Annotated in this window: 12 protein-coding genes; 5 read left to right on the top strand and 7 right to left on the bottom strand. The window is 40.3% G+C overall.

Annotation, left to right across the window (positions count from 1 at the left end):
* Positions 1-301: 301 nt before the first annotated feature.
* The gene (locus ACRD69_RS12515) at positions 302-1,207 is read left to right on the top strand and encodes an Ig-like domain-containing protein (protein ID WP_430815435.1); all 906 of its coding nucleotides are present in this window, start codon (positions 302-304) and stop codon (positions 1,205-1,207) included.
* Positions 1,208-1,223: 16 nt separating this feature from the next.
* Positions 1,224-2,201, top strand: coding sequence for a PorP/SprF family type IX secretion system membrane protein (locus tag ACRD69_RS12510; protein ID WP_430815434.1), 978 nt, complete (start codon positions 1,224-1,226; stop codon positions 2,199-2,201).
* 103 nt (positions 2,202-2,304) lie between these two features.
* Here ACRD69_RS12510 and ACRD69_RS12505 read toward each other — a convergent pair whose 3' ends face one another.
* From ACRD69_RS12505 to ACRD69_RS12495, 3 genes are all read right to left on the bottom strand, one after another.
* Positions 2,305-2,883 (bottom strand): hypothetical protein, encoded by a 579-nt coding sequence (locus ACRD69_RS12505; protein WP_430815433.1) that lies wholly within the window; start codon positions 2,881-2,883, stop codon positions 2,305-2,307.
* A 502-nt stretch (positions 2,884-3,385) separates the two neighbouring features.
* Positions 3,386-3,964, bottom strand: a complete 579-nt coding sequence (locus ACRD69_RS12500; protein ID WP_430815432.1) for a hypothetical protein — start codon at positions 3,962-3,964, stop codon at positions 3,386-3,388.
* 503 nt (positions 3,965-4,467) lie between these two features.
* The gene (locus ACRD69_RS12495) at positions 4,468-5,046 is read right to left on the bottom strand and encodes a hypothetical protein (protein WP_430815431.1); all 579 of its coding nucleotides are present in this window, start codon (positions 5,044-5,046) and stop codon (positions 4,468-4,470) included.
* 308 nt (positions 5,047-5,354) lie between these two features.
* Here ACRD69_RS12495 and ACRD69_RS12490 point away from each other — a divergent pair, with 308 nt between their 5' ends.
* From ACRD69_RS12490 to ACRD69_RS12480, 3 genes are all read left to right on the top strand, one after another.
* Positions 5,355-5,810: a peptidylprolyl isomerase gene (locus tag ACRD69_RS12490; protein WP_430815430.1), complete on the top strand. Its 456-nt coding sequence runs from the start codon at positions 5,355-5,357 to the stop codon at positions 5,808-5,810.
* Between the two features lie 9 nt (positions 5,811-5,819).
* Positions 5,820-6,194 carry a DUF3127 domain-containing protein gene (locus ACRD69_RS12485; protein ID WP_430815429.1) on the top strand — a complete coding sequence of 125 codons (375 nt, stop codon included), beginning with the start codon at positions 5,820-5,822 and terminating at the stop codon, positions 6,192-6,194.
* Between the two features lie 99 nt (positions 6,195-6,293).
* Positions 6,294-7,442, top strand: a complete 1,149-nt coding sequence (locus ACRD69_RS12480; protein ID WP_430815428.1) for an MFS transporter — start codon at positions 6,294-6,296, stop codon at positions 7,440-7,442.
* Position 7,443: 1 nt separating this feature from the next.
* On the opposite strand, the gene ACRD69_RS12475 is transcribed toward ACRD69_RS12480, so the two are convergent.
* The 4 genes from ACRD69_RS12475 to ACRD69_RS12460 are packed head-to-tail and all read right to left on the bottom strand — an operon-like array spanning position 7,444 to position 20,553.
* On the bottom strand, positions 7,444-8,337 hold the full coding sequence (locus ACRD69_RS12475; protein ID WP_430815427.1) for a radical SAM protein: 894 nt from the start codon (positions 8,335-8,337) through the stop codon (positions 7,444-7,446).
* 36 nt (positions 8,338-8,373) lie between these two features.
* Entirely contained in the window at positions 8,374-9,930 is a 1,557-nt protein-coding gene (locus ACRD69_RS12470) for a hypothetical protein (RefSeq protein WP_430815426.1), read from the bottom strand.
* Complete coding sequence (locus tag ACRD69_RS12465; protein ID WP_430815425.1) at positions 9,881-10,858, bottom strand: PorP/SprF family type IX secretion system membrane protein; 978 nt, start codon at positions 10,856-10,858, stop codon at positions 9,881-9,883. Before ACRD69_RS12465 ends, ACRD69_RS12470 begins: the two co-directional genes overlap by 50 nt.
* Before the next feature lie 11 nt (positions 10,859-10,869).
* A complete protein-coding gene (locus tag ACRD69_RS12460; RefSeq protein WP_430815424.1) occupies positions 10,870-20,553 on the bottom strand; it encodes a putative Ig domain-containing protein in 9,684 nt (3,227 codons plus the stop codon).
* Positions 20,554-20,883 lie beyond the last annotated feature (330 nt).

Here is a 20,883-nt window from a genome sequence, read left to right as displayed (position 1 = left end):
TAATGGAGATTGAATGGTGCTTAGTTTTTAGGTGATATATCACAAATTAGACATTTAAATATAAGCACAGTACAACCGGATTAGAAAGACAAAACGACCGCTGTTAACAAGCGGCTTGAAGAAAAATGAACACAGAGCTATACAACTCTGAAGTGTAATACGCAAAACGAATGAGGCATCAGGATTTGTGTTTAATGCTTTAAGTCTTGATTCTAAATAAGAGTTCGATTAAGAATTTATATTGAATTAAACTTATTAATATTACTTTTGATTATCGGGACGTTCAGAAGAAGTGGATTTTATGTATAGATATGTCGTCATATTATTGTTATCGGTCTTTTTTACAAGTCAATTAAAAGGACAGGAAACTGTTTATGCTAATGATGATCTGATTAAAGGATTAGAAAATAAACCTGTTAATATTCCTGTGTTAAACAATGATTTTGGTCTCGGGAATGGAGTTGGCAGTTTAACCATTGTTAGCGAAGCTGAAAATGGGCAAGCGGTCGTAGAATCTGATAATACCATTACATTTATTCCTGATCATTCGTTTGTTGGTAAAGATGTTTTTAAATACAAGGTATGCAATACCGATGGCAGCTGCGATGAAGCCAGTGTTTTCGTTGATATTGAAAATGTAGATTTTAAGCCTGAAGCCGTTAATGACTCAGTTACATATCTGCATGGGACTCCTGTTACAATCGATTTTTTGGACAATGATATTATTGAAGGAGACGGCCCCTTAACCATCACCATTCTTGGCGAACTGAAACAGGGTGATTTCTACCTGAACACAGATAATATGCTTGAGGTAGAGTTTGAGCGTCGTTTTGTAGGTAAAGATTCGCTTGAATACATTATTTGTGATGTAGATAACGATTGCAGTCAGGCTAAAATATTATTTGATGTCAGACACGGGGGTGACATTGACTTTTATATTCCCGAAGGCTTTTCTCCCAATGGTGATGGTATAAATGATACTTTCTTTGTGCCTGATTTCTCAACCTACCAGGGTATTAAACTAACAATTGTCGATTCATGGGGAAGTCAGGTTTATCAAAGCAATGATTATCAAAACGATTGGGATGGCATTGCCAATAAAGGGAATAATAAAGGAAAGATGGTTGCCGCCGGTACTTATTATTATATTATTACGATAAACGGATTTGATAAACAACTAACAGGATTTGTTTATGTTGCCAGGTAAAAGCAGAAGACATAGAATGTGGCAACTCGTCATACTCGCAGTGTTGGGTATCTTGGTGGCGATGGATGCATGGTCACAGGCTGATATGATATCATCTCAGTACATGAACAGTCAGATGATGATAAATCCGGCTTATGCAGGAGTCCGTAATTCGTTTAGTGTTAATGTGCTGTCCCGCCAACAATGGATGGGTATAAAAGATGCTCCGTCGACCTATGCCATAAATGTACACTCGCCTCTTAATAAACGCATGGCTTCATTGGGAGCCAGTTTATTGCATCATAAAAACGGACCAATACAAAATAATGAATTTACCGCAGTTTACAGTTATTTGATCAGGCTTAATCATAATATGTTTATGTCATTGGGAATGAGTGCGAAGCTAAGTCATTATAATATTGGTTTGTCATCGCTCGAAGTGATTGAAGATAATGATCCGGTTTTTGCTCAGAACATTGAAAATAGCCTAAAGCCAAATTTTGGAGCAGGAGCATTTGTTTATTCTCCTACATTTTATTTTGGTCTATCTATCCCTCAGATATTAAACAATGAATTGTCACAGGATGAAACAGGTGGCGCTGTGTTGGAATTATATCGTACAGCCTTTTTAACCTCCGGATATGCCTTTGGTGTAAGTGATAATGTATTTTTAAAGCCATCTTTCCTGGCACGTCTGCGAACGTCTGCCAATCACTCTTTCGATTTGAATCTGCAAATGATGTATAAGAGCCTGTTTTGGGTTGGTGCTTCGTACCGAACCAATAATACTTTGGCCTCATTGCTAAGTGTCCGGGTTTCAAAGTCAATGGCGGTGTGTTATTCTTACGATTTTTCCATTGGTGCTCAGCCTTCATTGAACTCGGGGAGTCATGAAATTTCATTGACCATTGATAGTAACAGCTTTATCAGGCGCAACAGAGACAGGCGTTTCAATCGTAAGAAAGTGACAAAGAAAGAGGAAGAAAAAGGCGTACAGTCAATTCGTTATTTCTAGTAAAAGCTGTATTCTTATTTTTGTTAATTTTTAACGTAGGCATAAAAAATGCCGGTAACTATTTACCGGCAAGGAGATATGTTGTTGTCATGACTTAGTCTTTCTAGTTCTTTAAAGCGATAAGAACAGGGCAGTTACTTTCAATATCTATCTGCTTGATTCCTTCAATCTCATTGGCGTCCACCTTGCTGTAATCATTTAAGTTAGTCATCCAGTCTTCAACTTCCAAAATTACTTCATCGGCATCGGCCATTAAATAAGTATCGAAAGTATTTGTAAACTCATCAAGGTTTGCCATCCATGGTTCTATTTCTAAAGGCATTTCATCAGCTACATAAAATGATTGAAGGTCTGTCATCCACTCTTCTGTTTCCATTACTTCAGCTTCTTCCGTATAGAAATCAACCAGATTGGTCATCCATGCTTCAACTTCAATAACTTCAGCTTCTTCAGTGTAAAAATTGTCCATGTCAGTCATCCATTCTTCTACTTCCATTGTTGCTTCGTCATTATTATCAAATGATTCAAGATCAGACATCCAGTTCTCGACTTCCATTTGAGCTTCATAATCGAAAGTATCATTCATCATTGGCTGTGCCGAAAGGCTTAATGACATTACTAATACTATAAATAATACACTTGAAATAGATTTTACGCTTGTTAGGTTATTTAAAGTTCTCATGACAATTGGTTTTTAATATTTAACAACGCTGATTGTATATCAATCGATGTGCCAAAGGTTGTAATGAACACTAGGATAGGTATATAGAATCTTTAGCAGACTTTCTGGTCTTTTAATATTGACCGTTAACGTAACAAAGTGGTGTTCGAAAGTGAACGATGAATAACAAGAGAATGGAATGGGTTGAAAGTCCGTGATAAGAGTGGATATTGCATCATGGCGGCTTTGACGAAGGAAAAGGGAAGTCTGAAGCGACATATCCATCTCTTGCGCGTATCAATCATCTCTTTCAACCAAGTTTTGCATCCTTTCAGAAAGGATGTACCTGCCCGGCAATAACTATGTCGGCATTGTAATAATTTACAATAAAGCGTTTAAAGAGTTGTCATTTAAGGAGGAAGTCAAGAATCTATCAGAATTGAACATGTTACTTTTTAAGCATAAAAAATGCCGGTAACTTTTTACCGGCAAGGAGATATGTTGTTGTCATGACTTAGTCTTTCTAGTTCTTTAAAGCGATAAGAACAGGGCAGTTACTTTCAATATCAATCTGCTTGATTCCTTCAATCTCATTGGCGTCTACTTTGCTGTAATCATTTAAGTTAGTCATCCAATCTTCAACTTCCAGAGTTACTTCATCGGCATCAGCCATTAAATAAGTATCGAAAGTATTTGTAAACTCATCAAGGTTTGCCATCCATGGTTCCATTTCTAAAGGCATTTCATCAGCTACATAGAATGATTGAAGGTCTGTCATCCACTCTTCTGTTTCAATTAGTTCAGCTTCTTCCGTATAGAAATCACTTAGATCGGTCATCCATGCTTCAACTTCAATAACTTCAACTTCTTCAGTGTAAAAATTATCCATGTCGGTCATCCATTCTTCTACTTCCATTGTTGCTTCGTCATTATTATCAAATGATTCAAGATCAGACATCCAGTTCTCGACTTCCATTTGAGCTTCATAATCGAAAGTATCATTCATCATTGGCTGTGCCGAAAGGCTTAATGACATTACTAATACTATAAATAATACACTTGAAATAGATTTTACGCTTGTTAGGTTATTTAAAGTTCTCATGACAATTGGTTTTTAATATTTAACAACGCTGATTGTATATCAATCGATGTGCCAAAGATTGTAATGAACACTGGGATAGATATATAGAATCTTTAGCGGACTTTCTGGTCTTTTAATATTGACCGTTAACGTAACAAAGTGGTGTTCGAAAGTGAACGATGAATAACAAGAGAATGGAATGGGTTGAAAGTCAGTGATAAGAGTGGATATTGCGTCATGGCGGCTTTGACGAAGGAAAAGGGAAGTCTGAAGCGACATATCCATCTCTTGCGCGTATCAATCATCTCTTTCAATCAAGTTTTGCATCCATTTTAAAAAGGACGTGCCTGCCTGGTAATAACTATGTTGGCATTGTAATAATTAGCAATAAAGCGTTTAAAGAGTTGTCATTTAAGGAGGAAGTCAAGAATCTATCAGAATTGAACATGTTACTTTTTAAGCATAAAAAATGCCGGTAACTATTTACCGGCAAGGAGATATGTTGTTGTCATGACTTTGTTTTTCTAGTTCTTTAAAGCGATAAGAACAGGGCAGTTACTTTCAATATCTATCTGCTTGATTCCTTCAATCTCATTGGCGTCCACTTTGCTGTAATCATTTAAGTTAGTCATCCAGTCTTCAACTTCCAGAGTCACTTCATCAGCATCGGCCATTAAATAAGTATCGAAAGTATTTGTAAACTCGTCAAGGTTTGCCATCCATGGTTCCATTTCTAAAGGCATCTCATCAGTTACATAGAATGATCGAAGGTCTGTCATCCACTCTTCTGTTTCCATTACTTCAGTTTCTTCTGTGTAGAATTCACTTAGATCGGTCATCCATGCTTCAACTTCAATAACTTCAACTTCCTCAGTAAAGAAGTAATCTAAATCAGTCATCCATTCTTCTACTTCCAATGTCGGTTCATCAATAATATTAAAAGATTCCAGATCAGTCATCCATGTTTCAACTTCCATTTGAGTTTCGTAGTCGAATGAATCATTCATCATTGGCTGTGCCGAAAGGCTTAATGACATTACTAATGCAATAAACAATACACTTGAAATAGATTTTACGTTAGTTAGGTTATTTAAAGTTCTCATGACAATTAGTTTTTATTAATTAACAACGTTGAGAGTAAATCAATTGGCGTGCCAAAATCCGTAAAGAATACATAATTAGGCTATTGAGGTATTTAGCGGACTTTTTAGTCTTTTAATATTGACCGTTTGCGTAACAATGTGGTGTGCGGAAGTGAACAGCTGAAATATATCTGATCCGGCATGGCGACATGAGGAATATTTTAATAAATAAATTCAGGTAAATGAGCAAAGTATCTACTGTGATGCTTCAACAATTTATCGTACTTTTGCTTGGTCGTTAGAGATAAAGGAAAAAAGATATATTAAAGATGAAAACAGCAGAAATTCATACCGAAAAGGGTATTATGAAGGTTGAGTTCTATGAGAACGATGCACCTAATACCGTTGATAACTTTGTTAAGCTGGCAAAAGAAGGCTTTTATGATGGTTTATCCTTCCACAGGGTAATTCCTGATTTTGTAATTCAGGGGGGATGTCCTCACTCAAGAGATAAAAGCAGTCCTCGTGCAGGTACAGGTGGTCCAGGGTACAGTATTGATTGTGAGTTAGATGGTGATAATCAGTATCACGATCGTGGGGTTTTATCAATGGCTCATGCAGGACGTAATACCGGCGGTTCTCAGTTTTTTATCTGTCATGGTCGTGAAAATACACAACACCTTGACCGACAGCATACTTGCTTTGGTAAGGTTGTGGAAGGGCTTGATGTAATAGATGATATCCGTCAGGGAGATGAAATAATTAAAGTAGTTGTAAACGAATAAACAGGTAGAATGAATTTCGAAATTTCAGGAAACGTAATCGTAAAAGACGATACACAAGATATTAGTGCGAGTTTTAAAAAACGCGAATTTGTTATTGAAGTAGTAAATGAGCGTAATTCTGATTGGAACGACTTTATTAAGTTTCAATTAACACAAGACAGGTGTAACCTAATGGATCCGATCCAGCTGGGTGATAAAATAAAGGTGAGTTTTAATATCAGAGGCCGCAAGTGGGAAAAAGATGGTCGCGTTAATTATTTCTCAAACCTGGAAGCCTGGCGCATTGAAAAAGAAGAGGCAGTATTGCCACCAGATGCTCCTGCGCCTTCATTTAACGAGGCAGATATACCGCCTGCCAGTCCGGAAGAAGATTTACCATTTTAAATAATAGAAATCCTGGGTTTAAGCCCGGGATTTTTTTTGTTTCCCATTTTAAGCAGCCAGTTCAGGTCTGTTATTACCTCATCAGATGAATGGAATAGAATGAATAAGGAAGGTCAATTTCAAATAGGAAAAGTTAGTTTACTAACGGTTGCGCATTTTTTTCATGATATATATACGGCCTTTCTGGCTCCTCTTCTACCTTTATTGCGCGACTCGATGGGTATTAGCCTGACCTTTGCCGGTTTTCTGTCTGTAGTTCAGCGCCTGCCCACCTTACTAAACCCATTGGTTGGTATGTTGGCAGAACGCACCAAAGCAAGGTATTTTGTCATATTCACACCGGCCATAACAGCCATTGCCATGAGCTTGGTGCCTGTTGCACCAAATAAAATTACCTTAATACTATTGGTATTGATGAGCGGTATCAGTAGTTCCTTTTTTCATGTTCCCTCACCTGTAATGATGCGTAAAGTGTCGGGGAACCGCATAGGTATGGGTATGAGCTTCTATATGGTAGGAGGTGAACTGGCTCGGTCGGCAGGACCGGTTGCTGTACTAGGTGCTGTTGAATTATGGGGATTGAGAGGCGTAAGCTATTTTATTCCAACAGGTATACTGGCCTCAGTTATCCTGTATTTCAGGCTAAGGAATATATCAATTGCTGAAAATGTACAGTCAGGGCGTAGCCTTGAATATCTGAAAACCTTTAAAAGCTTTTTTCCACTGATCAGCAGTATTGCTTTAATACTATTTTTCAGAGCTGCCATGAAATCGGCTTTGACATTTTACCTGCCTGTTTTTTTAACCGGCAGGGGAGAGTCAACCTGGTTTGCAGGTATTGCATTGGCTATTTTGCAAGGAGCAGGTGTTGTTGGTACATTCTTCGCGGGAACAATCTCAGATAAAATAGGACGCCGAAATACCTTGCTTATTGCATCTGTTGGAGCACCCGTATTGTTCTTTGCATTTCTTTATACAGACGGATGGCTTCAAATAGCGGCCTTAATAGCAACCGGCTTATTTTTATTTGCAACAGGACCGGTGTTTTTAGCCATCGTTAATGAATACAAAACCCGGCATAACAATTTTGTAAACTCTCTTTTTATGACCACAACCTTTCTAATCGGTGCAGTTATGGTTATGGTGGTTGGTCTGATGGGAGATTACCTTAGCCTTGAGTTAACTTATAAAATAGTTGGTGCTCTGGCCTTTCTATCCTTACCGGTAGTCCTGAAAATGAAAAAGTAGATTATAAAAATCTACTTTCATTTAAATGTGGTTTTGGCACATGAATGGTATGTTCAATAATGTGGTCAAGTTGATTAATGAACTTATCCTTGTCCCGGTTTAAACCGCCTTTAAAAACCAGGTAGTTTGAAGCATGATCACTTCTGAATACAGTGCTTTTTAGTTCCAGGTTCTCAAGTATAAGTCGCATTTCCTTGAGCATCTCCAATTGCGATAATGGTTCAAAATCACCTTTAACACGATTTTTAAAGTGCTCAAATCCATAGGGAAATGAGATAACCAGCATAGCAAGTAATTGAGGCTGTATCTGGTTTAAAAGTTTAGCAGAGTTTATGGCATGATTCACGGTATGCTTACGGCCTCCGATGCCATTCAATATCATTACAGACAACTTGAAACCAGCACTTTTTGCTTTCAATGAGGCAGCAGCCTGCACTTCAGCGCTTGTGCCTTTATTGATTAATGATAAAACCTCATTGTCTCCTGATTCAAGGCCAATGTATAATAAATCAAGTCCTGCTTCTTTTAGCTGAACCAACTGTAACTTGTCAAACTTATCCAGTTCTCTTGCTGAAGCATAACAAGAGATACGCTTAAGCTGTCTGAAATTTGCCTTCAGAAGCTGCAGTGTTTCCAGAATAATAGAAAAGTCAACAGTAAACAAGTCACCATCACCAATGAATATACGATAGGCATTGGGGTGCATTCCTGATAGTAAAGTGATTTCTTTTGTGATAGTACTCAGTGGTTTAACCGAATAGGTTTTGCTTGTGTACATTTCGCAAAAGTTGCACTTATTCCATTTACAACCGTGAGTAACTTGTAATATAACAGAATTCGCCTCCGATGGAGGGCGAAAAACGGGCTCGTGATAGACTAAAAAAGACTCATTCATTACCGCAAAAGTAATAAATCAAGAGCGATAAAAAACCTACTTTTCCTTTAGTCCGATATTTAATTTCAATACATCATATTGTTGAAGCTCTTCTGGTGTCAGAACTCCTTTAAAGTCAGAGTAGAACTTACGTTTGACCTCAAACGTATATTTTTTATCTTTTTTCAGATAGCAATTAAATTTACCCGATTGATTCGATTTAATTGTCATCATTTTGCCGGTTTCAACATCGGTAATGTTAATAAGGGCATTTGACAATAACGTTGAATCTTCTTCACTGTGTATACTCGCATCAATAATGCAATAGGCCAGAGGCTTTATAAATTGAACCGCATAGATGTCATCACCGCCCGCTCCGCCTTGCCGGTTTGATGCAAAAAAACCGGAGGCTTCACCAGGATCCATAACAAGACTAAAATCATCAGCTGTGGTATTGACCGGATAGCCAATATTAAATGGAAGGTTAAAATTACCATCGGCCTGTGTCGAGAAAAACAAATCATAACCGCCTAGCCCCGGATGCATGTCAGAAGCGAAGTATAGAGTTCCTTTTGAATTAATAAAAGGGAAAATTTCATTACCCGCTGTATTAATAACAGGGCCCAGGTTGCGAGGCTGACTTAAGTAACCGTTTTTCAGTTCACATACATAAAGGTCCATTCCTCCATATCCACCTGGCATATTTGACGAAAAATAAATGAATTTATCGTCTCTTGTTATATAGGCATGTGCCACAGTGTAATTGCCTTTTCTAAGCGGAAGGCGCTTAACCTCTTTCGACCATTTATCATTGGCTAATTGCGAAACAAATATATCAAGGGTGTTTATTTCCCTGGTATCATAACTGGCGTTTCGTGTCAGGTAAGCTGTTTTTGAATCGGACGAAAAACAGATTGGCCCGTCATTGTATTTGGTCTGCAACTCTTTACTGAACTCCTTTACCTCTCTTGTCTCATTGTTCAGGGAGTATAGATCGAAGAATGCCTGTCCGGTTAAGGCGTCACTTCGTTTAGCCACGCTTTTAACCGGACGGTTAGAAGTGAAAACCAAGTCATTGCCTAATAAAGACGGACCAAACTCATCAAATGAAGTGTTGACTTCCAAGGGCGTCACCTTATACCTGCTGGAATCTCTCATAAGTTCATTGTAGTATTCCATAAAGGTGAGTGAAGCCAGTTGATGTGGCATATTGTTTTGCTGGTAATACTTGTGAAAATTCTCAGAGGCCTCTTGCTGCTTACCAGCTTTCAATAATTCCTGCCCTAATTCAAGGTATATTCTAGAATCAAAATCAGCATGCTCAGTACACTTAGTGTACCATACAGCAGCTTCTTCAAAGTTGTTTAGCTTAGAATAGGATTTAGCAATTTTAGTGTAGCAATAATACGTGTGCTGGCCTTTTTTTATTAGTTTTTTATAAGCCTTAATAGCTTTGTTATAGCTAAAACTATTAAATAACTCATCAGCACTTTCAAGGTCCTTGGATTGAGAAAGGGCCAAATGAGAAATGCCAAAAGCCATTATAAGCAACAGTACTTTAGCCTTAAAAATGCCTAGGATGCTGAACTTTTTCTTTTGTGAAATTAAACTCATATAATAACATTATTTCGTGTGTGCCGTTGTTGTAATTACTTAATTCATTGGTGGTCATATCATATCCATATCCAACCTTAAACTGCTGGTTAAATTGATATTGTACAATAGCCCCAAAAGAACTTTCAATGCGATAGAATCCTCCAACCCAGAGTTTATCTCTAAGCAGGAAGTTCATGTTAATATCCAAAGACATTGGTGCAGCCTGTGTTAACCTGGCCAACACACTTGGTTTGAACTTAACATTATCGTTCAGATCAAAAACGTAACCACTGGTAAAGAAGTAGTGACGTGCCTCTTTACCGCTTGTTCCCAGAACTTCAATATCACCGTTGTCAAGCTTGTTTTCAAGCAGTTTAGGTACGGAAGCTCCGAAGTAAAATTTATCAGAATAATAAAAAAGACCAAAGCCAAAATTGGGCAAAAACTTATTGTAGTCTGAACCACTCAGGGCAGGGTCGTCTGCTACATTGCCGGTACTAAGGCTTGAGAAGTTGTTTTGATAAAAGTTAAAACCTCCTTTAATACCAAGGGATAACTTACTCTTGTCATTAATCTTTAGACGATAGGCATAATCAAAATATACACCGGTTTGTCGCGTTGGATCAAGTCTGTCGTGCATCAGTGAGAACCCAAGTCCGATATTTTTTCCAACAGACGAATGGGCTGTCAGCGTTTGTGTGGACGGGGCTCCGTCGAAACCTACCCACTGATGGCGCGACAGCGCCATTATACTTAACACCTCACGTGTTCCGGCATAGCCAGGGTTATAAGCCAGTGTATTAAACATGTACTGGGTATACATCGGGTCTTGTTGTGCTCTTGCATTTTGTGTTAATGAACCTGCAAGTAAAGCGCAACATATAACTGCTAGTTTTATTAGATCGCTTTGTTTAAGCGATAGCTGTCGTCTGATATTCACTTTCATAGTTAGGTGTTTTATCGCTTAATGTAAACTGTTCCTTTTATTAATGTGCCTGTTTTTGACTTGAACACATAGAAATAGGTTCCTTCCGATAGTTCTTCGCTTCCGAGTGTGGCCGAATTTGATTTACCATCCCAGGTGTTGTTATAGTTGACCATATGATAAACCTGTCCGCCCCAGCGATTGAACACAAATAGTTCATTGTTCTTCAGATCTTCTGAAGTGGCGCCCTTTATTATAAAGTAATCATTAATACCGTCACCATTTGGTGTAAAGGTTTCAGGTACATCAATGCTTGCCCTGTCAGCGCAGTCATCAAATGAATCGATATAATTGGCTAACCCATCATTGTCACAATCAGCAATTCCTTCTTCATTATCTGGCACTGTATCATTGTCTGAATCCTTATCCAGATAGTTGGGAACTCCATCATTGTCTGTATCCAGCGGCATGTCTGTACATATATTTGAAATACCGCCTTCAATAATATCAGAAATACCATCGCCATCCGAATCGTCATCTTCAAAATCAGGTATGCCATCATTGTCCGAATCCCGGTTGTTATTATCAGGATTCTCAATGTGGTCAGGAATGTTATCATTATCCGTATCCATAGGGATCACATCAATGAAAACAGTGGCATCGTCTTCACCACCTTCCTCATCGCGTAATGTGTAGAAGAGTTCAAATGCTAAACATCGTGTGCCAAAGTTTGCTGTATACTCAAGCGTTTGCTGGTCGTCTAATACACGGGCTGTACCTCCAATGTTCGTATTATCTGCAATTGAAATAGTTAAAACACCCATTTCAATGTCGCTTCCCAGTTCGGCCAGGTTAACCGTTGCAGGTATTCCCTCAAATACATCCAGATTATAATCAGCAGCCACAGGCAGGTCGTTGACCGGATTAACCGTTATAAACACAGTATCCTGATCAGATAAGGAAGGACTGCCTTGGTCATAAATCCTGTATACGATGGTATCATTTCCAAAATAATTGGCATTTGGAGTATATACTATTATATCACTTCCTTCAGTATGTTGGTGAATACCAAACTTTGGCCCTTCAATAATTTCCAGGCTTTCTACATCTAGGTTATTATTTGGATCATTGTCATTTTCCAATGGGCTAAAACTGATCTGACCATCTTCATCTACCTGCTTATAGTCCGGATTAGCAATTGGTTTGGTGTTTCCACTGGTAACTGTTATCCGCACTGTCGCCTCAGTACATTCACCATCTGTATCACATATCTGGTACTGGTAGTTGTCGGTGCCAAAGTAATTTTCATTGGGCTCATAGGTGATGTTTCCTGTTGTTCCGTTAATTTCAACAGAGCCATTATCCGGAAATTTAAGAATTGACAGAGAGGCCAGATCAAGGTTGTCATCGACATCGTAGTCATTGGCAAGAACATTAATAACAACAGATGCTACATCGCTTGTTTCACCTTCGTCATCGATAGCAACAGGAGCATCATTAACGGCGTTGATGGTTATCGATACCATTGCCTGTTCACTGATGCCTTCATTATCAGCCACTGAATACACAAAGCTATCAGAACCATTGTAGTCTGCATCAGGTGAATAATTAATGGTATTGTCATTAATGGTTAATGTACCATTGGTGGCATCGGTAATAATGGCGAGGCTCGCCGTATTTAAAGAACCGTCAATATCACTGTCATTTTCAAGAATAGCCAAATCAAGATTACTGTCTTCATCCAATGTGAAATTATCGTCATTAACAAGAGGGGCATCATTAACAGGGGTGATGGTGATGCTAACGGTTGCCTGGTCGCAATAACCACCTTCATCACAAATGCGATAAGTAAAGCTATCTTCACCATACTCATTTGCATTAGGTGTGTAGGTAATGGTGCCGTCAGTTATATGAACTTCAGCGGTACCCAATGAAGGTGCATCAATAACAATTAATGAACTGTTTGATAGATTGTTTTGAGGATCCGTATCATTCTCCAGAACATTCATAACAATTGATCTGTCTTCAGATGTTGTATAGCTGTCGTCAATGGCTGTCGGAGCCTCGTTGGAAACCGTTATGGTTATGGTACCCACATTGCTGTATGCCCTGTTCAGATCCTGTATCTGCACATTGAAATTATCCTCTCCTGAGAAACCGTTGGCCGGTATATAGGTTATTTCACCTGGAGTATCGGTGTCAACAGTTCCGAAGTCGGGAGCTGAGGTAACAATCAGACTTGAAGGATCAATATTGTTATCTTCATCACTGGCAAAACTGCTTAAAGCAATTGTAAGCGCCTGGTTTTCCGGTGTTGAGAATGAACTGTTGCTGATGAGCGGAGAATCATTAACATTATTAACTGTAATAGTAAAGGATTGCTCAATAGATGTCAGATCATCTTCTGCTCTTATTGTAACATCGATAGGATCTCCAGAACCGGTTACGTCAGCCTGAAGAGGTATGCCCGATAAAACTGCTGTACCATCATTATTGTCGGTAAGTGACAGCCAGGTGCTGTTAGGATCAGCTGGTGTAACCAGTGTAATAAGCGGTATATCGCCATCGGCATCACTTACGTTAATATTGTAGGTATATACGGCATCCTCATTGGTAACAGTTATTGGTGTAGAGGTAAACTCCGGTTGTGTATCATTATCCGTAATGTCAACGGTTATCTGGGAGCTTAAGTTATAGAAAAGACTATTGCTCAGAGGGTTATTTACCTCAATGGTGATATTGGCTGATTCATCGCTTAAATCATCATCATCAAGACAGTCAAATGTGACAGTTTGATTACCATAACTTTCATTTGTAAATGTAAGCGTGTTGGCAGATAAGCTGATATCCGGATTATTACTTACTAAATCAACAACCACATCACTTTGAGGTTGGGCGCTGAGTGCCACATTAAAGGTATGATCGTTAGTACCTTCGTTAACAGAGAAGGTTGTTTGGGAAATCACCAGATCGGCAATATCATTGTCTAAGATGTTAATAGAAGCTGTGGCTTCTGATACGGAGATACCTGATTTGTCATTATTGACACTGAGCATCTCAATACGCACATTTTCCAACCCCTCAACCAGGTTATCGGGTATAAGGTTAATTGGAATAGTTAATGCATTGGAACCGTCGGGCATTGTCAATGTTGAATTGATAGCTTCATAATCAGTGCCCATTATTGCAGATCCGCTAATGTTAAGGCTTATTTCCGTTTCACCAAGTGTTGCCTGTGAGGCTGTAATAGTGAATAAACCACTTGTGGCATCTTCTTCAGCTGCTGTAGTACCTGCAATAGATAACTCTGCAATATCGTTATCGTTAATAGTAAGATTGATAACGGATGATTGATCATCAAATTCGTCATCACTTCTGGCATTGTTGACTGCAACAATTATTGGGTCCAGTTCATCAATGAGGTCATCATCTTCATTGGCCGTGAAGCTCACTTCCTGATCTCCCCAGCTGGAACTGGTAAACGTTAGTGACGATGGAGAAAAATCAATGTCAGTATTGACCGAACTTATATCAATAACAACATTACTTGCGGGTTGTGCCGCCAGCGCGACAGAGAAGGTATTGCCTGTGCTTCCTTCGTCAGCCGTAAGTGGGCCACCTGTTATTACTATGCCTGCAGCATCAGTATCGGTAACTGTTAATCCAATGGTTTCACTTAAACCATCAAATAAATCATCGCTGCCCGCATCGTTAACAGATATATTGATCGGGTCCGTTTCACTTAACAGATCGCTGTCACCGGCAGCAGAGAAACTGATTTCTTTATCAGCCCAGTCCGCATTTGTAAAAGTAATAGTGGCGGGTGTAAAAGAAATATCCGGATTTACACAGCTAATGTCCACCACTACATTGTTTTGCGGTTGAGCGCTTAAGCCAACGCTAAAAATGTTACCAGAAGAACCTTCAGTAATGGTGAAAGGCCCGCCCGTGATGTTTAAATCAGGAATGTCATTATCTGCAATAGCGAGTGTGGTACTAATGTCTGAAACGGCAATGTGAGCATTGGAATTGCCGGTAACAGCATCAAGCGTAATAGTTACATCTTCTGTGTTTTCAGCCAAATCATCATCAATAACTGTTACCGGAACAACCACTGAACTGGTATTGGCATCCAGTGTAATGGTACCAATTGTAAAGTCATTGTCAATAACAGCAGAGTTATTGGATGTTAACACGGTTATATTTGTGGCCACCGGAAATTGTCTGGATGAGGTGATGGTAAATGAACCATTGTTGCCGCCTTCTTCTCCATTCATTGTTAAATCATCAGAAATGCTTATAAAACCATCGTTATCAGCAATGGTAATACTTACATTATCCGGTGAAGCAATGATGGCATCAACATTATCAGAAGTGTTAAGTGTAATTGTTACGGTTTCATCTGTTTCAACCAGGTCATCATCGATAATCTCTACCGGCACATCCACAAAACTTGTGTTAGGTGGTATCTGAATAGTACCTATCGTAAAATCATCACCTTCTACAGCCGAGTTGTTTGAAGTCGATACCGTAATATTTGTTGCGTCAACTAGCTGTCTCGACAGGTTGATCCTGAATGAGCCATTTGTTCCTCCTTCAGCACCATTAGCTGACTGTGTAATGGTTAATTCGCCGAAAAGGTCAACTACAGTTAGTGTAAAGATCTGTGTAACAGGTGTTGTTGACGGATTGGCCGTTAAGGTCACTTCATAAGTTCCAACATCACTGTTGGTAGGTATTCCTGTAAGCACAGCTTGTCCATCGTCAGGATTGGTATCATTGATCGATAACCAGGCAGCAGCAGGGTTGACCGACAATGAGAATGTCGGATTATCATCCGAATCATCATCAGTAGCAATGATAGTGTAGGAATATACAGCATCTTCATCCACTTCAGTAAGCGGTGTAGAAGTAAATACCGGCTCATCATTGGTGTTATTCACTGTCAGTGTAAATACCTGTGTGACTGGTGTCGTTGATGGATTGGCCGTCAAGGTCACTTCATAGGAGCCAACATCGCTGTTGGTTGGAGTTCCTGTTAATACAGCCTGCCCGTCACTGTTATCTGCATCATTAATTGATAACCATGGGGCTGCCGGGTCAACGTTTAATGAGAATGTCGGATTATCATCCACATCGTCATCAGTAGCAATAATAGTATATGAATAGGTGGCATCTTCATCTGCTTCTGTGACAGGAGTAGAAGTAAATACCGGTTCATCATTGGTGTTATTCACCGTCAGTGTAAATACCTGTGTGATGGGTGTCGTTGACGGATTAGCCGTCAAGGTTACTTCATAGGAGCCGACATCACTGTTGGTAGGTGTTCCCGTTAATACAGCCTGCCCGTCACTGGCATCCGCGTCGTTAATTGATAACCATGGGGCTGAAGGGTTGACCGACAAAGAGAATGTTGGATTATCAGTGACATCAGCATCAGTAGCGGTAATGGTATATGAATAGGTGGCATCTTCATCAACCTCTGTGACTGGCGTAGAAGTAAATACCGGTTCGTCATTTGAGTTGGAAACAGTCAGTGTAAATACCTGTGTGACCGGTGTCGTTGATGGATTGGCCGTTAAGGTTACTTCGTATGAACCAACATCACTGTTGGTAGGTGTACCTGTTAACACAGCCTGCCCGTCATTGGTATCCGTATCATTAATAGATAACCAATCAGCAGCAGGGGTGACCGATAATGAGAATGTCGGATTTTGATCCGCATCATCGTCAGTGGCGATAATGGTATATGAATAAACAGCATCTTCAGCTGCACCAGTAATAGGAGTAGAAGTAAATACCGGTTCGTCATTGGTATTGTTAACCGTTAGTGTAAATACCTGTGTGACTGGTGTCGTCGATGGATTGGCCGTCAAGGTCACTTCATAGGAGCCGACATCGCTGTTGGTAGGTGTACCGGTTAATACAGCCTGCCCGTCATTGGTATCCGTATCATTAATCGATAACCAATCAGCAGCGGGGGTAACAGATAATGAGAATGTCGGATTATCATCCACATCGTCATCAGTAGCAATAATAGTATATGAATAGGTGGCATCTTCATCTGCTTCTGTGACAGGAGTAGAAGTAAATATCGGTTCATCATTGGTATTATTCACCGTCAGTGTAAATACCTGTGTGATGGGTGTCGTTGACGGATTAGCCGTCAAGGTTACTTCATAGGAGCCGACATCACTGTTGGTAGGTGTTCCCGTTAATACAGCCTGCCCGTCACTGGCATCCGCGTCGTTAATTGATAACCATGGGGCTGAAGGGTTGACCGACAAAGAGAATGTTGGATTATCAGTAATATCTGCATCAGTAGCGGTAATGGTATATGAATAGGTGGCATCTTCATCAACCTCTGTGACTGGTGTAGAAGTAAATACCGGTTCGTCATTTGAGTTGGAAACAGTCAGTGTAAATACCTGTGTGACCGGTGTCGTTGATGGAGTGGCCGTTAAGGTTACTTCATAGGAGCCAACATCACTGTTGGTAGGTGTACCTGTTAATACAGCCTGCCCGTCACTGGCATCCGAATCATTGATTGATAACCAAGGAGCTGCCGGATTGACCGACAATGAGAATGTTGGATTTTGATCTGCATCTGCATCAGTGGCGATAATGGTATATGAATAAACAGCATCTTCAGCTGCACCAGTAATAGGTGTAGAAGTAAATACCGGTTCGTCATTGGTATTGTTAACCGTTAGTGTAAATACCTGTGTGATGGGTGTTGTTGACGGATTAGCCGTCAAGGTTACTTCATAGGACCCAACATCACTGTTGGTAGGAGTACCCGTTAATACAGCCTGCCCGTCACTGGCATCTGCATCATTGATTGATAACCAGGCTGCTGCCGGGTTAACGGATAATGAGAATGTCGGATTATCGTCAGCATCTGCATCAGTAGCAATAATAGTATATGAATAGGTGGCATCTTCATCAACCTCTGTAACAGGTGTTGAAGTAAATACCGGTTCGTCATTTGAGTTGGAAACAGTCAGTGTAAATACCTGTGTGATGGGTGTTGTTGACGGATTGGCTGTCAAGGTTACTTCATAGGAGCCAACATCACTGTTGGTAGGTGTACCTGTTAATACAGCCTGCCCGTCACTGTCATCTGAATCATTGATTGATAACCAAGGAGCTGCCGGATTGACCGACAATGAGAATGTCGGATTTTGATCCGCATCATCATCAGTGGCGATAATGGTATATGAATAAACAGCATCTTCAGCTGCACCAGTAATAGGAGTAGAAGTAAATACCGGTTCGTCATTGGTATTGTTAACCGTTAGTGTAAATACCTGTGTGATGGGTGTTGTTGACGGATTAGCCGTTAAGGTTACTTCGTAGGATCCAACATCGCTGTTGGTAGGTGTACCCGTTAATACAGCCTGCCCGTCACTGGCATCCGAATCATTGATTGATAACCAAGGAGCTGCCGGGTTAACGGATAATGAGAACGTTGGATTATCGTCAGCATCTGCATCGGTAGCCGTAATGGTGTATGAATAGGTGGCATCTTCATCAACCTCTGTAACAGGTGTTGAAGTAAACTCCGGTTCATCGTTGGTGTTAGTTACCGTCAGTGTAAATACCTGTGTGATGGGTGTTGTTGACGGATTGGCCGTTAAGGTTACTTCATAGGATCCAACATCACTGTTGGTAGGTGTACCCGTTAATACAGCCTGCCCGTCACTGGCATCCGAATCATTGATTGATAACCAAGGAGCTGCCGGGTTAACGGATAATGAGAACGTTGGATTATCGTCAGCATCTGCATCGGTAGCCGTAATGGTGTATGAATAGGTGGCATCTTCATCAACCTCTGTAACAGGTGTTGAAGTAAACTCCGGTTCATCGTTGGTGTTAGTTACCGTCAGTGTAAATACCTGTGTGATGGGTGTTGTTGACGGATTGGCCGTTAAGGTTACTTCATAGGATCCAACATCACTGTTGGAAGGAGTACCCGTTAATACAGCCTGCCCGTCACTTGCATCCGAATCATTGATCGATAACCATGGAGCTGCCGGGTTAACGGATAATGAGAAGGTCGGATTATCGTCAGCATCTGCATCGCTAGCCGTAATGGTGTATGAATAGGTGGCATCTTCATCAACCTCTGTAACCGGTGTTGAAGTAAATTCCGGTTCATCGTTGGTGTTAGTTACCGTTAATGTAAATACCTGTGTGATGGGTGTTGTTGACGGATTAGCCGTTAAGGTTACTTCGTAGGATCCAACATCGCTGTTGGTAGGTGTACCCGTTAATACAGCCTGCCCGTCACTGGCATCCGAATCATTGATTGATAACCAAGGAGCTGCCGGGTTAACCGACAATGAGAAGGTTGGGTTATCGTCAGCATCAGCATCGGTAGCAGTAATCGTATATGAATAGGTGGCATCTTCATCAACCTCTGTAACCGGTGTTGAAGTAAACTCCGGTTCATCGTTGGTGTTAGTTACCGTTAGTGTAAATACCTGTGTGATGGGTGTTGTTGACGGATTAGCCGTTAAGGTTACTTCGTAGGATCCAACATCGCTGTTGGTAGGAGTACCCGTTAATACAGCCTGTCCGTCACTGGCATCCGAATCATCGATTGATAACCAAGGAGCTGCCGGGTTAACGGATAATGAGAAGGTCGGATTATCGTCAGCATCTGCATCGGTAGCCGTAATGGTGTATGAATAGGTGGCATCTTCATCAACCTCTGTAACCGGTGTTGAAGTAAATTCCGGTTCATCGTTGGTGTTAGTTACCGTTAGTGTAAATACCTGTGTGATGGGTGTCGTTGACGGATTGGCCGTTAAAGTTACTTCGTAGGATCCAACATCGCTGTTGGTAGGTGTACCCGTTAATACAGCCTGCCCGTCAATGGCATCCGAATCATTGATTGATAACCAAGGAGCTGCCGGGTTAACCGACAATGAGAAGGTCGGATTATCGTCAGCATCTGCATCGCTAGCCGTAATGGTGTATGAATAGGTGGCATCTTCATCAACCTCTGTAACCGGTGTTGAAGTAAATTCCGGTTCATCGTTGGTGTTAGTTACCGTTAGTGTAAATACCTGTGTGATGGGTGTTGTTGACGGATTAGCCGTTAAGGTTACTTCGTAGGATCCAACATCACTGTTGGTCGGGGTTCCTGTTAATACAGCCTGCCCGTCACTGGCATCCGAATCATCGATTGATAACCAAGGAGCTGCCGGGTTAACCGACAATGAGAAGGTTGGATTATCGTCAGCATCAGCATCGGTAGCAGTAATCGTATATGAATAGGTGGCATCTTCATCAACCTCTGTAACCGGTGTTGAAGTAAATTCCGGTTCATCGTTGGTATTGTTCACTGTCAGTGTGAATACCTGTGTGTCTGGCGTCGTTTCCGGATTGACTGTTATGCTTACTTCGTAGGAGCCAACTTCATTGTTGGTCGGGGTTCCTGTTAATACAGCCTGCCCGTCATTGGCATCAGTATCATTGATCGATAGCCATGGGGCTGAAGGACTGACGGATAATGAGAATGCCACATTATCAACAACGCCATCATCAGTAGCAATAATGGTATACGAATAGGTGGCATCTTCGTCAGCCTCAGTTACTGGTGTCGAAGAGAAATCATCTTGAGCAATGATCAAACCAGGTAATAGTATTGCGAATAAGGTAAGACAAGTTTTTTTTAACAACCTGTTAATTGGGCTTTGGGTTTGCATAACGAAGTAGTTTTGGTAAAAACTAAATACCCAAGTTATTAAGTTATATGGCTTTTAGCTTACTTTTTTGATGAAAGGCCAAAAAATGACTGTAAAAACTGCCTCAAAAAGGTGATTTTGAAGTTAACGTTTAAGAATTAAGGAATTAAAGAAATATTGAGCCCAAAAGAGGGTTTTATACATAAAAACATTTTCGCAAAGATTGCAAAAGAGAAAGTGCACAAAGGTCGCAAAATGCATCGTATTATTATCTGCACTTTGCGACCTTTGCGTAATTCTTAGCTGTCTTTGGGCTAACTTAAAGTTAAACGTCCTCTCTGGCTATGTATT

Source organism: Carboxylicivirga agarovorans, assembly GCF_050589845.1.
GTDB lineage: Bacteria > Bacteroidota > Bacteroidia > Bacteroidales > Marinilabiliaceae > Carboxylicivirga > Carboxylicivirga agarovorans.
This window is presented reverse-complemented; position numbering and strand designations above follow the sequence as displayed.

What these genes read in the sequence shown, in the direction of transcription:
- ACRD69_RS12505 (WP_430815433.1), bottom strand. Translation starts at nt 2,883, where the DNA reads ATGAGAACTTTAAATAACCTAACAAGCGTAAAATCTATTTCAAGTGTA.
- ACRD69_RS12460 (WP_430815424.1), bottom strand. Translation starts at nt 20,553, where the DNA reads ATGCAAACCCAAAGCCCAATTAACAGGTTGTTAAAAAAAACTTGTCTT.
- ACRD69_RS12515 (WP_430815435.1), top strand. Translation starts at nt 302, where the DNA reads ATGTATAGATATGTCGTCATATTATTGTTATCGGTCTTTTTTACAAGT.
- ACRD69_RS12495 (WP_430815431.1), bottom strand. Translation starts at nt 5,046, where the DNA reads ATGAGAACTTTAAATAACCTAACTAACGTAAAATCTATTTCAAGTGTA.
- ACRD69_RS12480 (WP_430815428.1), top strand. Translation starts at nt 6,294, where the DNA reads ATGAATAAGGAAGGTCAATTTCAAATAGGAAAAGTTAGTTTACTAACG.
- ACRD69_RS12510 (WP_430815434.1), top strand. Translation starts at nt 1,224, where the DNA reads ATGTGGCAACTCGTCATACTCGCAGTGTTGGGTATCTTGGTGGCGATG.
- ACRD69_RS12465 (WP_430815425.1), bottom strand. Translation starts at nt 10,858, where the DNA reads ATGAAAGTGAATATCAGACGACAGCTATCGCTTAAACAAAGCGATCTA.
- ACRD69_RS12485 (WP_430815429.1), top strand. Translation starts at nt 5,820, where the DNA reads ATGAATTTCGAAATTTCAGGAAACGTAATCGTAAAAGACGATACACAA.
- ACRD69_RS12470 (WP_430815426.1), bottom strand. Translation starts at nt 9,930, where the DNA reads ATGAGTTTAATTTCACAAAAGAAAAAGTTCAGCATCCTAGGCATTTTT.
- ACRD69_RS12490 (WP_430815430.1), top strand. Translation starts at nt 5,355, where the DNA reads ATGAAAACAGCAGAAATTCATACCGAAAAGGGTATTATGAAGGTTGAG.
- ACRD69_RS12500 (WP_430815432.1), bottom strand. Translation starts at nt 3,964, where the DNA reads ATGAGAACTTTAAATAACCTAACAAGCGTAAAATCTATTTCAAGTGTA.
- ACRD69_RS12475 (WP_430815427.1), bottom strand. Translation starts at nt 8,337, where the DNA reads ATGAATGAGTCTTTTTTAGTCTATCACGAGCCCGTTTTTCGCCCTCCA.